Here is a 13,333-nt window from a genome sequence, read left to right on the forward strand (position 1 = left end):
GCATCCCCTGTGCGCGAAGTCGCGGTCCCGCTTTCCATGGCGGAGATCCGCGGTCCGGTGGCCGCCGAGATGGACCTCTTCGAGGGGCGCTTCCGCGAGGCCATGCGCAGCAAGGTCGCTTTGCTGGACCGGGTGATGCACTACATCGTGCAGCGGAAGGGCAAGCAGATGCGGCCACTGTTCACCTTGCTGAGCGCCCGGCAATTCGGGCCGATCAACGAGGCGGGCTATACTGCGGCCTCGCTGATCGAGCTTTTGCACACCGCCACATTGGTGCATGACGACGTGGTGGACGACAGCAACATGCGGCGGGGCTTCTTCAGCATCAATGCGCTGTGGAAGAACAAGATCGCCGTGCTCGTGGGCGACTACCTGTTGAGCAAAGGGCTTCTGCTGGCGGTGGAGAAGGAACAGTTCGAACTGCTCCGCATCGTGAGCACCGCTGTGCGCGAGATGAGCGAAGGCGAGTTGCTTCAGCTGGAAAAGGCGAGGGGGCTCAACTTCAAGGAGGACGTGTATTTCGACATCATCCGGAAGAAGACCGCCAGCCTTATCGCAGCCTGCTGTGCCAGCGGCGCCCATGCCGGCGGGGCCAGTGTGCAGGAGACCGCCCTGATGCACCGCTTCGGAGAACATGCCGGCACGGCTTTCCAGATCAAGGACGACCTGTTCGACTACGGGGCCGGGCAGGACGTGGGGAAACCCACCGGCATCGACATCAAGGAGGGTAAGCTCACATTGCCGTTGATCTTTGCACTGCAACACGTGGACGCCAAGGACCGCCGATGGATGGTGCGCACCGTGAAGCACGAAAGCACCGACAACAAGGCCGTGGCCCGCTTGGTGGCCAAGGTGGTGGAGGTCGGCGGCATCGCCCATGCCCGCGGACGGATGTATGAACAGCGCGATCAGGCACTCGCAATTCTGCATCAATTGCCCGCCACCGATGCACGTTATTCCCTGGAGGGCCTGTTGGAAATGACCGTGGAACGGAACAAATGAGCACCATTTTCCCGAAGATCATGATCCTTGTGATCGCCTTGACGGTCCTTAGCTGTGGCGGCAACTCAGGGAATTCAGGCCATCAAGCGGAAGGGAACAAGCCTGAAGGAGCAAAGACCCGCTCCGATCCACGGGATACCGTGAAAGTGATCAATGGCCATGACAAGGTGTACAGCCCGGAAGGTTGGCTGCGGATGGAAGGTGACATGAAGGACGGCAAGCGCCACGGTATATGGACGAGCTTTACCCCCCAGGGCCGCGTGAAGAGCCGGAATGAATACCGCGACGGCGTGCTGGAAGGGCTCTCCGCCGTCTTCCGCGACAATGGCGCCATGTACTACACCGGCCAGTACCGCAACGATAAACAGGTGGGCCGCTGGGAGTTCTACAATGAAGAAGGGAACTTGGAACGCACGGCACACTATGACACCAGCGGGGCAGTTATCAACGATCCCCGATAGGGCAGGAGCGGTTAGGTAAATTCGCGGTCCCGAAAAGTTCGGGCCTTCCCCTTACGCCGTGATCAAGCAACATTCCGTCCAGCAGGTCAAGGATACCGTCCGCATTGAGGAGGTGCTGGGCGAATTCCTGGACCTGAAGCGCAAGGGGCCGCGGTACCTCGGGCTTTGTCCCTTCCACAACGAGAAAACGCCCTCGTTCAATGTGAGTCCGCAGCTCGGCATCTACAAATGCTTCGGCTGTGGGGAAAGCGGCGATGCCATCACCTTCTTGGAGAAGCAGGAGCATCTCTCCTTCGTGGAGGCGATCCGCTGGTTGGCAAAGCGCTACCAGATCGAGCTGGAGGAAGAGGAGCAGTCGGAGGAGCAGCAACTGGAGCAGAGCGAGCGTGAAAGCCTCGGCGTGGTACAGCAGTGGGCGCTGAACTGGAGCGTGGACCAGCTATGGAACACCGAGGAAGGCAAGCAGATCGGTCTGGCCTATTTCGTGGAACGCGGTTTCCGTGAGGATACGATCAAGGAGTTCCAGCTGGGCTATGTGCCGGAGAAGGGTGATGCTTTCGCCAAAGCGGCCATCGCCCATGGCTTCGCGCCGGACCTGTTGGAGAAGGCGGGCTGGATCAAGCAACGCGACAACGGTTCGCCGTGGGATTTCTTCCAGGGCCGGGTCACCTTTCCCATCCACGGCCTCACGGGCCAGCCCATCGCGTTCGGGGCCCGCACGCTGAAGAGCGACAAGAAGCTCCCGAAATACTTCAACAGTCCCGAGAGCACGCTCTATGTGAAGAGCCGCTCGCTCTACGGGATCTCCTTTGCGAAGAAGGCGATCGTGGAGCAGCAGAACTGCCTGTTGGTGGAGGGCTACACGGACGTGATCAGCCTGCACCAGGCCGGGATCGCCAACGTGGTGGCCAGCAGCGGCACCAGTCTCACCGTGGACCAGGTGCGGCTGATCAAGCGCTATTCGCCGGCGGTCACCATCCTTTACGATGGCGACGCCGCAGGGATCAAGGCCTCGTTGCGCGGCATCGACCTCATCATCGCCGAGGGACTCAACGTGAAGGTGGTCGTCTTCACCGAGGGCGACGACCCGGACAGCTTCGCCCGCAAGCATTCCAGCAGCGAGATCACGGCATTCCTCCAAGAGACCGCCAAGGATTTCCTCGTCTTCAAGACGGACCTGTTGGTGAAGGAAGCCGGGGAGGACCCGGTGCGCAAGGCCGCTGCCATCCACGAGCTGGTGGCGAGCATCGCGCTGGTGCCGGACCATGTGCTGCGCTCGCTCTACATCAAGCAGTGCTCCAATATGCTCGACGTGGGCGAGCAGGCGCTGGTGAGCGAGATGAACAAGGTGCTGCGGAAGGGCTACCGCAAGCACCTGGGCGGGGATGCCCCACCGATCGAGGAATTGGTGGATCCGGCCATCGCCGCGCCGCAGCCCCAGGTGGAGGACCTCGGCACCACGCCGCAGGAGCGCGACCTCTTGCGCATGCTGATCGCTTACGGCCATGAGCGCGTAACGGTGCCGATGCAGGAAGAGGACGGCACTTCGTCCGACGAGGAGCTTTCCGTGGCCGAGTTCATGTTCCAGTCCATGGCCATGGACGACATCACTTTCGATGAACCCGTGTTCCAAGCCATCTACCGCGATTACAGCTTCGCCCACAAGATGGGGGAGGCCGTGGCGCCCGCCCGCTATGTGGCCAACGATAAGGAGGAGTGGCGCAATCTCAGCATCGACCTGCTCACCGAGCGGCACACGCTCAGCCCCAACTGGGAGGCCAAGCACAAGATCCACGTCACCCATGAACGGGACCAACTGCTGGATGCCGTGGATCAGGCCCTGAACATGTTGAAGGAACGCCGTGTGGACCGCATGCTCAAGGAAAAGCAGGAGCAACTGAAGGAGTTCACTGACGAGGCGGATATCGACATGGCCTTGCGCACGCTTGTGGCGCTGCAAGAGGCGAAGAAGGCCTTTGCCAAGGTCACCGGGCGTGTGGTGGTGGGTTAGGCTCAGAAGCTGGCCAAGACCTTGGCCTTTTAGCGGTGGAAGATGGCAAAGTTCGGAGACCCCGAAGGGGTCGCAGAAATTAGGATCGTGCGCGCAAGTCTCGACCCTGCAAGGGTCGCAGCCAGCCATAGTCCCGTGTGATAATGTATTTCTTTAGTGCAAAATGGTCCATGGGATCAGACCCCGAAGGGTTCAAAGAGATCAGCTGATCATGTGTGCCGTTGCCTACCCTTCAACGGGTTGCAGGCCAACCTGCGGATTCGAATATATGTTCCGCCTCATACAAAATACTTGAGGTCGTATTCAACACCATGGTCCGCCAACAGGCTGAGCAATTCTTCCTTGTATGTCCGTGTGCCGTGGTGTTCCTCTTGCCGATCGATGTAGCTCCTTATCATCTCCCGCTCCCGATGGCTTACGGTAAAGGCGGCGTAGCCTTCCTGCCAGTGGAAATTCCGCAGCCCGACCTCGTCGCGCAACCAGACGGTGGATGCCTTTTTCAACTCTCTCACGATATCTGAAAGGACGTGGGTGGCTTTAAGCCCAAAGAGCAGATGCACGTGGTCGTTCCAGCCACCGGTGTTCTGTGGGAATCCGCCAAGACCTTTTATCGTTCCGCCCATGTAGCTGTGCAATTGATCTCGCCATTTCCGGTCAAGACAGGGCACTCGGTTTTTAGTGGAAAAGACCACATGGTAATGCAGGCTGAGGTAGGTGGACATGATGCCGCTGTGACCCCGTTGGGGTCAGGTAAGGTAGAAGGTGCGTGGGGGATGAACTAATTTCTGTGACCCCTTCCGGGGTCGGTGGTATTATTTGCTGTGCCCGTGTTCAACAGATGCTCATGCCGCCACCCGCTTCAGTGCCTTCTCCAACGCGTACTTGTCGAACTCAATGGCCCCTACCACGTCCCATCCGGCATTTTTTAATCCGAGGGTGAGACCACCGGCACCGGAAAACAGGTCTATGGCTTTCATGTGATGATCGGCAAAATATCCGTCAACTGTTGTAGCTAAACATAGCCATTCCGGAGCGTCGTTGTTTTGGGTTGTCCGCAGAAATGATCAACAATTCAAGAGTGGCCGCGATCACACGCCATCTACCTTCGCGCCATGCCCAACGAACACGCGCATGACCACGGGCACGCCGGGCATAGTCATGCCAGCGGCGCCAGCAATCTGCGCTTGGCGTTCTTCTTCAACCTGGCCTTCACGCTCATTGAGATCGCTGGCGGGCTATGGACCAACAGCCTGGCCGTGCTCAGCGATGCGTTCCACGACATGGGCGATGTGCTGGTGCTCGGCGCTGCGTGGTACCTGAGCCATCTGGCCGTTCGCGGCCGCGACGGGAAATACAGCTACGGTTATGGTCGCTACGGCATGCTCGGCGGCTGGCTAACCTCACTGGTGCTGGCCATCGGTGCGTTGGTGCTCATGGGCTTCACGCTCTCGAAGATCAACGATGTGCATGCCCCGCATGCCAACGGGATGATCCTGTTGGCCGTGTTCGGGCTGGCGATGAACGGCTTCGCGGCGTGGAAACTGCACGGCGGATCTTCACTGAACGAGCGCGGAGCCTTCCTGCACCTGATGGAGGACGTGCTGGGCTGGGCCGCGGTATTGGTGGGCGCGATCATCATCCGGTTCACCGGGCTGGGCATCGTGGACCCGCTGCTCTCCATCGCCATCAACCTGTACGTGCTGTACAATGCTGTGGGAACGTTGCGCAAGGGCACGGGTATTTTGATGCAACGACTGCCGGAGGGCTTCGATGAAAATGCCGTCACCGAAGCTTTGCGCGCCCTGCCTCATGTGGTGGGCTCCCACGATCAGCATGCATGGACGCTCGATGGCGAATACATCGTGCTCACCGTACACCTCGAGGTGGACACCCTCGATGCCACAGAACGGTCTACGGTGACGAACTCGGCCCGACGGATTCTGAAGGGGAGGGGCGTGCATCACGCCACGATCGAGCTGGAGCTGCCACAGGATGAATGCGCCCTGCAACACCACTGACCGATGTCTCTGCGCAAACGCATATTCCGCATCCTTGCCGCCATCAACCGGAAAGTATTGCCCAAGCAATGGCACCGCGACCTTACGCGCTTGAGCAAGGCCCGCATGGCCTTGGTGGCCTACCGGTACTGGGTGACGCGCAACGCCCTGTGATCAACGCACCATCAACCGCTGCGTCGGAACGCTCTTGCTGCCGACGAGCTTCACGGTATAGGCGCCAGGGGCCAAGGGGGTGAGGTCCAGCACCTCGCGAACGGACGTGCCGGTCCCGTTCAATGCCCGACGCAGCACGATCTTCCCGTTCACATCGGAAAGTTCGATGAACTGCTCCTTGCCGGGATGCATGCGCTCGATCACCACCACCACCTTGTCCGTGGCCGGGTTCGGGGCAAGGCGCATGAGGTCGCCGGTGCTTGATCCGCCGGAGATCCCCAAGGTACAGGGAGGGCCGTTCAGGGTGACGGCGACATAGGCGGTGTCCGCAGGGCAGGGGGGTGTTTCGACCACGTAGCGGTAGACGCCTGCACCGAACGTGGAGACATCGACCGGCTGGTCAAAAAAAGTGATCCCTGCTCCGTTCGGTTCATACCAAATGCCTGTTATATCCTCGCCGGTGACGTAGTTGCTGAGGTTGGCGGCCGTTTCGTCAAAGCAAAAGACAGCAGGGCTTCCGACGCCGGGGTTGGACGGAGGAGCACCGACCACGGTCACGGTCGCGGACGGGTTGGAACAAGGCGGGGTCCCGGTGACATGGTACACGTATTGACCCGGTTGGCTCGTGCCCGGGATGAAGATGCCGGTGGTATTCGGTCCGGTCCATGTTCCACCGGGGTTCGGGGTGCCGCCCAGCTGTGTGAACAGGTTCACTGGCGGGGCCCCGGGGGCGGTGCAAAGGGTAACGCTGGCGTTCACACCGGCCGACGTGTTGGGGTTGTACGTGATATAAAGGGATTGGTATTCCGCAATGCACGGCGCGGGAATGTCGAAGTAGTACTGATAGTCCCCCGCGATGCTCGTGCCCGGCACGAACATGCCGTTGGGCACGGGTTGGAGCACGGGGTTGAGCCACAGACCTCCGGGGTCGGGCGATCCGCCCAGACGGGAGAGAAGTGGGAAGGGTGCGTCATTCGGGCATACCGCGATCTCGGTATAATTGCCCACATTGGGTGGATCGGCCGGAAGGACCGTAAAGTTGCCCGTCCAAGTGTCCGTGATCACAGTGCCGAACTTCAAGCTGACGGTCAAGGCATAGGTTCCCTCGTTGTACGGCCCGATGGGCCCGATGGGCTGGTTGAAGGAAGAGGATCCATTGCCGGCACTGACAGTGGCGACCAGAGTAACGCTGTTGGCCGTGTTGGAGGTTTGGACGAATGTGAAGCTCAGGCCCGGCGCACCTGTGCCCATCACATGGTAAGTGGCCCGCTCGCAAGCATGCAGCGGCGAGGGGGCAATGGTCACATTGGTGATCTGCTGGGCCTGAACAAAGCAGGCCGAGAGGAAGAAGGAGGAAAGGAACAGGGTGTGCCGCATGGACTGATTTTATGACCCCAAATGTAGCAGCATTCGGCAGGACCCTCTAATTTGCCCCGATGCGCCATTGGACCTGCACGCTGTTCCTGCTCTTGGCCACATGGCTCCAAGGGCAAGTGCGGATCAATGAAGTGCAATGTACCCGGTCGCCGAACAGCGATGGGAGCGGCGCGGCAGGGGATTGGGTTGAACTGTACAACGCCGGGTCCAAGACCGTGGACCTCGGTGGGTACCGGCTCGTGCTTAACGGGCTCACGCAGCGTTTGAAACCGGACCTGTTTGTCGCTCCGAAGGGAGTTTGTATTCTTTGGTGTGACCGTGCTTCGGACCTGGGCGCGGACCATGTTGACCTGCGGCTTTCCCGCAACGGCGGCACCTTGCTCTTGATCGCGCCCAACGGCTCCACCGTGCTGGATCTGTTCCAGTGGTCCGCATTGCCACCGGGCGTTTCCATCGGAAGGAGGACGAACGGGGCTCCCACTTGGGGTTATTTCCGAAACCCCACCCCGGGCTTTTCCAATGGCGGCTCCGTCGCGGTTTCACGCGTGCTGAAGCAGCCTGTGATCAGCGAGCATGCCGGCACGTTGCGGATCACTTCCGAAGACCCGTCCACCGCCCTTCACAACACCGAGGATGGCAGTCTTCCGGGTCCGGGTTCCACGCGGTACAATGGCCCTGTACATTTTCCCAGAGGTACCGTGGTGCATGCGCGGTCGTTCGCCGCGGATGCTTTGCCAAGTCCTTGCGCCGTGATCACCATGGGATTGCCGGACACAGCTTGGGCGCTGGTGGTGGCACCCAAAGACCTCGTCGGCCCGCTCGGCATTGCCGATGTGCTTTCCGGGAATCATGCACGCAAGGGCCCGGAATGGCAGCGCCAAGCCTGGTCGCAGCAAGGGGGGGACAGCAAGCCCGTAGGGATCGCCATCGCTGGCAGTGGTTCCCGCAGCTTGCCCAAGCGGAATTTCAAATTGATGGTGCGGGACCGGTTCTCCGGCGAAGGCCCGTTGGTCTTGCCGGACGGAACGGCGTGGAAGGATGTGGTCTTGCGCGCCGATGGCTCCCCCAATGCCTTCCTGCGAAATCTGTTCATGGAGGAAACGGCCAGACGGAGCGGCTCATGGGTGGATGTTCAGCCCAGTTTCCCCATACCGCTCTACCTCAATGGACGATACGATGGCCTTTACCGCGCGATGCCCGCCAAGGGAAAGGAATGGGTGCGCAGCTTGAACGCCGGGGAGGACGTGGATGTCATCGAAGGGCCTGGCGCGCTTGCCGTGAGCGGCCGGAACAAGCACTACTTGCGGATGCTAAAGGCCCTCACGGACGGCCAAAATAGCGACAGCCTGGCCCGTATCCTGGACTTGGGGAGCTTGGTGGAGATGGCCTGCTTCGACCTTTGGACGGGCCGTGCGGACCATGACCTCAATGTGCGCTGCTGGCGTCCCCGTTCACGTGGCGGACGCTGGCGCTGGGTGATGTTCGACATGGACCAATGGGCGCCTGTGGACGACCGGACCGTGTTGCGTATGTGCAGTGCGAGCGCTCCGGAGACCCCTTTCCTGCCGCAGTTACTTACGGGACCAAACACCCGGGACCGGTTGTTGGCACGCTTTTCCGCATTGGCGGCCACCACCTTGAGCGCGGACCGTGCCAAACTCTTGGCCGATTCTCTCTATCTACGCTACCGTGATGCCATGGAGCAGGATCACACCCGGTGGAAGAACGAAATGGTACAGCCCGCGCCGGAGGTCTCCTACGCCGACCTGCTCACGCACATCGCAGGAAGGAACACGGCACTCTTCGAGCAGTTGTCGCGTTACACCGGGCTTGCGCAACGCTCGATCGCGGTGCGCGTGGAGCCGGCCGGGGCCGGAACGGTCGAGTTGGAGGACCTGATGCTAACGGTATCGCAGTGCGAATTTTCCGTATTTGCCGGTGTGCCGCTCCACTTCAGCGCTATGGCCATGCCCGGGATGGAATTCGCCGGTTGGAAAGGTAAGGAAGGCGAGGGGCAAGAGTTGGTAGTGGCGCCACTACGGAACCTGCGCATCACGGCGATGTTCCGTCCAGTAGGCGTATCACGCCATGGCGGCCTGCAGCAAGGACTCGAATAGCTGCCTGCCCGCCGTGTTGCCTAAGCGTTCGTCCGCCGCGCGCTCCGGATGGGGCATCATGCCGAAGACGTTGCGCCCTTCGTTGCACACGCCGGCGATGTTCTCCACGCTCCCGTTGGGGTTGGATTCCTCTTTCAGCCAGCCTTCGGCATCGCAGTAGTGGAAGAGCACGCGGTCCTCTTCGTTCAGTGCTTTCAATGTTTCACCGTCCGCATGGTAGCGGCCTTCACCATGTGCGATGGGGATCAACAAGGGCTTGGACTTGAGGCCTGCGGTCAATGGCGTGTTGAACGTCGCCGGGCGGATCCAGGTGTTGCGGCACACGAACTTGCGGCCTTCGTTGTGGAGCAGTGCGCCGGGCAACAATCCGGCCTCGCAGAGCACTTGGAAGCCGTTGCAGACGCCGAAGACCAGCCCGCCCCTTTTCGCGTGCTGGGCGACCTCCTGCATGATGGGCGAGAAGCGCGCGATCGCGCCGCTGCGCAGATAGTCGCCATAGGAAAATCCGCCCGGAAGCAGCACCATGTCGCAACCGCGCAGATCGTGCTCCTTGTGCCAGAGGCGCTCCACGGGGCGTTGCGTCAAGGATTCCACGGCTTGGGCCATGTCCTCATCACAATTGGAACCGGGGAAGGTGACGACGCCGAATTTCATGGGTGTAATTTGCTTGCGCGGCCGTGCCGCATGGAGGCTGCGAAGGTAGTTCAGCCCGCCCACCTCGCCCAGATGGCCAGCAGGATCAGGCTCCAAACCGCAGCGTCCGCCCAGGCCGTGCGCTTCGCCTGCAACAATGGATAGGTCAACAACAGCGCCGCCGGCAAGGCCAGCAGCACCGGCGGCACCCGTTGGTCCAGCCACCATGCGAAGAGCGCCAGCAGTCCCATGGCGAAGGCGAACGCCAGGAAGGCGGCACGGAGGTTTTTCTCCCACATCACGCTGCGTGCGTACACTGCGGCGAAGGAGATGAGCACGCTCACGGCGAGTATCAACAGCACGACGACCAGGATCACGCGGTACATCCAGTGCCCTTCCGGCACAGCGGGCGTGCCCGGGCCGAAATGCATCGAGGCCACCGGCCGCCACGTTCCCGGAGCGATGAAATGGACCGCGCCCCAACCTAGGAAGAGCATCACCGCCATGCCGATCAGGGGCAGGACGTATTCCCGCCAATTCACCGGGCGTGTCACCGACAAGGTGGCCCAGATCACCACCACGAGGAATGCATAAGGGAGGTAGAAAAGCCCGGCGATCCCCAGCAGAAGACCGGCATCGAACAAGGCGGACAAATTGTTCTTCCGCCCCAAGGAGGTCCAGGTGCGTGCCAGCGCCCAGATCAAGGCCCAGGAGCCGAGCAAAGCCGGGCCGGGCACGAGCCCGAAGGGACAGATGGACAGGAGAAGGGGAAAGAGCAATACCGGCAGGTGGTTGCGGCGTTCAAAGAGCTCGGAATCGTTCGCCATCCGGTTCAGGCTGTAGGAAACGCCCAGTAAAAGCAGCAGGCATACGCCGAACGCGGTCCAAGGCCCCAGTTCGATCAACCAGCGCACGGGTGCATACAGCGGCATGCCCGTCACCACTTGGTCGGCCACGCCAGCAGCCGCTTTGAACGGCCAGCCCCCGGTGGTGCCGGCGCCGGGCCAAAGCAGAAGTATCAGTAATGGGAAGGGCAGATAAGCGGTAGGCTGGTCCTGCCGGAAAAAGCGTGTCAGCATGGCCGGCCCGGGAGGGGACCGGGCAGCGGCTCCCGGTCGTTATCTTTGCCGCTCCTCAACGTGTGATATACCATGACCAACTTTTTCTTCGGCCTCGGCCATTTCCTGCAATGGACGTTCGAGTTCATCGTAGCGGCCAATTGGACCATCCCGGTGCTGTTCATTGCCGTCCTGCTTTTCGGCATGGCCTTCTGGTTGAGGACACAGACGGTGCTCTCGCGCAAGGCGAAGGACCGCGACGCGTTCATTTGATCGCCATCTTGGCCCCGCCGCCCTTGCCCGCCGTGGCGCGCAAGAGGTCGTGACCGATGTCGGTGCGGTTCGTTTTTCCTTCGAAGTCGATCAATGAGGCGCTGGCGTAGGCGTTGAGTATGGCATGCTCGGTGTCCTTGCCGAAGGCCGTCACGCTGAGCACCCGCCCGCCCGCGGTCACTAATTCATCCCCTTTCATGGCGGTGCCGGATTGGAAGATGTGTGCGGCCTGCACCCTTTCAAGCCCCACGATGGGCTTTCCCGTTTCCACCTTTCCCGGATAACCTTCCGAGGCCAGCACCACGGTGGTGCTCGTGCGGTCGTCCACGTCCACGTGCCGTTCGCTCAGGGTGCCCGTGGCGATGCCCTCGAAGAGGTCCATCAGGTCGCTGCGCAGGCGCGGCAGAATGGCTTGCGCCTCCGGATCGCCGAGGCGCACGTTGTATTCGATCACGTAAGGCTCGCCGCCCACGTTCATCAGCCCGATGAAGAGAAAGCCCTGGTAGGGAATACCCTCGCTGCGCAGGCCGCGGATGGTGGGCACCGCGATGCGGTCATTGACCTTGCCCATGAATTCTTTGTCCGCGAAAGGAACGGGTGAGACCGCGCCCATGCCGCCGGTGTTCGGCCCGGTGTCGCCGTCGCCGATGCGCTTGTAGTCCTTGGCCACGGGAAGCATCTTGAAGGCCTCGCCATCGGTGATGAGGAAAGCCGATACCTCTACGCCCGTGAGGTGCTGTTCGATCAGCACGCGTTCCGCGGCGGCACCGAAGCTGTCACCGCCGAGCATCGCGTTCAGCGTCGCTTCGGCCTCCTTGCGGTCCGCGCAGATCACCACGCCCTTGCCTTGCGCTAGCCCGTCCGCCTTGATCACGTACGGTGCCTCCATGCGGCCGATGTGTGTGATCGCCTCGGCCAACTGGTCCTTACCGAAGGCGCGGAACGCCGCCGTGGGGATGTTGTGCCGGAACATGAACTCCTTGGCGAATTCCTTGCTTCCCTCCAGTTGCGCACCGGCAGCCTTCGGGCCGATCACCGTCACTAAGCCCTTGAGCTGCGGGTCCGCCGCGATGCGGTCGTGCAGCCCGTCCACCAGCGGACCTTCAGGGCCCACCACCACCATGCGGATGCGCTTGTCGATGATGAGCTGCCGCACCGCGCGCTGGTCCTTCAGGTCCAGCTTCACATTGCGCCCGTGCCGCACCGTGCCGGGGTTCCCCGGGGCCACATACAGCTCGTCCAACATGGAGCTCTGCGCCAGTTTCCAGGCCAAGGCATGTTCCCTGCCCCCGCCGCCGATCAACAATACGTTCATGGTCCTGTGCCTTTCGCACAAAGGAAGAACCCTTCCGCTGGGAAAGGAAATGAAGTTTCCAACAATTCAAGAAGTGACCGAGCGGGAAGCGGCACGAGCGCTGGGTTTGGACTGCACCCTAACCCCGGCCCTCAGCACCTTCTACAACTACGCCGCGCTGCTCGGCCTAAAGCGCAAGCGACTTAAAGGGCTGGTAAAGAGGCAGGGTATCCGGGCCACGACCCCTAATGAATACCTGCATGTGGATACCACCTTCTGGGGTTTGGACCATGACCTGAAGGCCGCGATCGTGCTGGTGAGTGATAACTTCTCAAAAGCCATTTTGGGGTGGAACATCGCACTCGGCAAGCACGCCGTCAATGTGGTGGAAGCGCTGCGCCAGGCCATCACTACCATTCACCAATACCATCCTGGGCAGGTGAACGCCAACCTTGTCGCCGACGCAGGTGGTGAAAACCATGCGGACTGTGTTGAGGCACTCCTGGATGCTACCAAGGATCCGCTCATCACCAAGTTGATCGCGCAGCGGGACATTCGCTTTTCCAACTCCCCCATCGAGGCCATCAACAAGATCCTCAAGCAATATCTGCGGCATTACAACCCGCGCACACTCCCCGCCTTAAAGAAGGTGCTCATCCAGTTCGTGCAGGATTATAATTCCGTAAGGCCGCATGGCACGCTCAAAGGCCTGACCCCGATGGAGGCGTACGTACACCCGGAGCTGAAACCCAATTTCCGAAAACCGGTCCAAGAGGTGAGGGGGATCCGATTGGAAGAGAATAGGAAAGGGAATTGTGGCGGTTGCATGAACCAATAGGGGATGGGCCACAGACCTCAAGCGGGGGAGAATGGGTCTTGGAATACGATCCGACGGAACTTCGATGGGATGATGGCGATCCGTTTCGGATCCCGGGT

Annotated in this window: 14 protein-coding genes; 8 read left to right on the forward strand and 6 right to left on the reverse strand. The window is 61.0% G+C overall.

The window, feature by feature from the left end; all coding sequences use genetic code 11:
• The first annotated feature begins 36 nt into the window (after positions 1-36).
• From IPP95_12185 to dnaG, 3 genes are read left to right on the forward strand one after another with little or no spacing between them, the layout of a single operon-like run.
• Positions 37-1,002, forward strand: coding sequence for a polyprenyl synthetase family protein (locus IPP95_12185; protein ID QQS74262.1), 966 nt, complete (start codon positions 37-39; stop codon positions 1,000-1,002).
• A complete protein-coding gene (locus IPP95_12190; protein QQS71934.1) occupies positions 999-1,463 on the forward strand; it encodes a hypothetical protein in 465 nt (154 codons plus the stop codon). Before IPP95_12185 ends, IPP95_12190 begins: the two co-directional genes overlap by 4 nt.
• Positions 1,464-1,521: 58 nt before the next feature.
• Positions 1,522-3,474 (forward strand): DNA primase, encoded by a 1,953-nt coding sequence (dnaG, locus tag IPP95_12195; GenBank protein ID QQS71935.1) that lies wholly within the window; start codon positions 1,522-1,524, stop codon positions 3,472-3,474.
• A gap of 278 nt (positions 3,475-3,752) precedes the next feature.
• Here dnaG and tnpA read toward each other — a convergent pair whose 3' ends face one another.
• Both tnpA and IPP95_12205 read right to left on the reverse strand, forming a co-directional pair.
• Complete coding sequence (gene tnpA, locus IPP95_12200; GenBank protein QQS74263.1) at positions 3,753-4,199, reverse strand: IS200/IS605 family transposase; 447 nt, start codon at positions 4,197-4,199, stop codon at positions 3,753-3,755.
• Between the two features lie 117 nt (positions 4,200-4,316).
• Complete coding sequence (locus IPP95_12205; protein QQS71936.1) at positions 4,317-4,451, reverse strand: DNA cytosine methyltransferase; 135 nt, start codon at positions 4,449-4,451, stop codon at positions 4,317-4,319.
• A gap of 135 nt (positions 4,452-4,586) precedes the next feature.
• On the opposite strand from IPP95_12205, the gene IPP95_12210 reads away from it, so the two are divergent.
• A complete protein-coding gene (locus tag IPP95_12210) occupies positions 4,587-5,492 on the forward strand; it encodes a cation transporter (GenBank protein QQS71937.1) in 906 nt (301 codons plus the stop codon).
• Between the two features lie 3 nt (positions 5,493-5,495).
• Entirely contained in the window at positions 5,496-5,645 is a 150-nt protein-coding gene (locus tag IPP95_12215; GenBank protein QQS74303.1) for a hypothetical protein, read from the forward strand.
• Here the strand turns inward: IPP95_12215 and IPP95_12220 are convergent, their stop codons facing one another.
• Entirely contained in the window at positions 5,646-7,022 is a 1,377-nt protein-coding gene (locus IPP95_12220) for a T9SS type A sorting domain-containing protein (GenBank protein ID QQS71938.1), read from the reverse strand.
• Between the two features lie 59 nt (positions 7,023-7,081).
• Here IPP95_12220 and IPP95_12225 point away from each other — a divergent pair, with 59 nt between their 5' ends.
• Entirely contained in the window at positions 7,082-9,139 is a 2,058-nt protein-coding gene (locus IPP95_12225) for a CotH kinase family protein (protein ID QQS71939.1), read from the forward strand.
• Here IPP95_12225 and purQ read toward each other — a convergent pair.
• Together purQ and IPP95_12235 are read right to left on the reverse strand one after the other, a co-directional pair.
• On the reverse strand, positions 9,104-9,793 hold the full coding sequence (gene purQ / locus IPP95_12230; GenBank protein ID QQS71940.1) for a phosphoribosylformylglycinamidine synthase subunit PurQ: 690 nt from the start codon (positions 9,791-9,793) through the stop codon (positions 9,104-9,106). The two genes, IPP95_12225 and purQ, sit on opposite strands and share 36 nt — an antisense overlap.
• A gap of 50 nt (positions 9,794-9,843) precedes the next feature.
• Positions 9,844-10,851, reverse strand: a complete 1,008-nt coding sequence (locus tag IPP95_12235) for a hypothetical protein (protein QQS71941.1) — start codon at positions 10,849-10,851, stop codon at positions 9,844-9,846.
• 72 nt (positions 10,852-10,923) lie between these two features.
• Here IPP95_12235 and IPP95_12240 point away from each other — a divergent pair, with 72 nt between their 5' ends.
• Positions 10,924-11,103: a hypothetical protein gene (locus IPP95_12240; protein ID QQS71942.1), complete on the forward strand. Its 180-nt coding sequence runs from the start codon at positions 10,924-10,926 to the stop codon at positions 11,101-11,103.
• On the opposite strand, the gene purD is transcribed toward IPP95_12240, so the two are convergent.
• A complete protein-coding gene (purD, locus tag IPP95_12245) occupies positions 11,096-12,418 on the reverse strand; it encodes a phosphoribosylamine--glycine ligase (protein QQS71943.1) in 1,323 nt (440 codons plus the stop codon). The two genes, IPP95_12240 and purD, sit on opposite strands and share 8 nt — an antisense overlap.
• 73 nt (positions 12,419-12,491) lie before the next feature.
• Between purD and IPP95_12250 the strand changes: the two genes are divergently transcribed.
• Complete coding sequence (locus tag IPP95_12250) at positions 12,492-13,235, forward strand: transposase (GenBank protein ID QQS71944.1); 744 nt, start codon at positions 12,492-12,494, stop codon at positions 13,233-13,235.
• Positions 13,236-13,333 lie beyond the last annotated feature (98 nt).

This window comes from Flavobacteriales bacterium (assembly GCA_016700415.1).
In the GTDB taxonomy this organism is placed as follows: Bacteria; Bacteroidota; Bacteroidia; order Flavobacteriales_F; family PHOS-HE28; genus PHOS-HE28.

Coding starts and splice junctions, on each gene's coding strand:
- IPP95_12185 (QQS74262.1), top strand. CDS start 37: ATGGCGGAGATCCGCGGTCCGGTGGCCGCCGAGATGGACCTCTTCGAG.
- IPP95_12190 (QQS71934.1), top strand. CDS start 999: ATGAGCACCATTTTCCCGAAGATCATGATCCTTGTGATCGCCTTGACG.
- IPP95_12205 (QQS71936.1), bottom strand. CDS start 4,451: ATGAAAGCCATAGACCTGTTTTCCGGTGCCGGTGGTCTCACCCTCGGA.
- IPP95_12210 (QQS71937.1), top strand. CDS start 4,587: ATGCCCAACGAACACGCGCATGACCACGGGCACGCCGGGCATAGTCAT.
- IPP95_12215 (QQS74303.1), top strand. CDS start 5,496: ATGTCTCTGCGCAAACGCATATTCCGCATCCTTGCCGCCATCAACCGG.
- IPP95_12220 (QQS71938.1), bottom strand. CDS start 7,022: ATGCGGCACACCCTGTTCCTTTCCTCCTTCTTCCTCTCGGCCTGCTTT.
- IPP95_12225 (QQS71939.1), top strand. CDS start 7,082: ATGCGCCATTGGACCTGCACGCTGTTCCTGCTCTTGGCCACATGGCTC.
- purQ (QQS71940.1), bottom strand. CDS start 9,793: ATGAAATTCGGCGTCGTCACCTTCCCCGGTTCCAATTGTGATGAGGAC.
- IPP95_12235 (QQS71941.1), bottom strand. CDS start 10,851: ATGCTGACACGCTTTTTCCGGCAGGACCAGCCTACCGCTTATCTGCCC.
- IPP95_12240 (QQS71942.1), top strand. CDS start 10,924: ATGACCAACTTTTTCTTCGGCCTCGGCCATTTCCTGCAATGGACGTTC.
- purD (QQS71943.1), bottom strand. CDS start 12,418: ATGAACGTATTGTTGATCGGCGGCGGGGGCAGGGAACATGCCTTGGCC.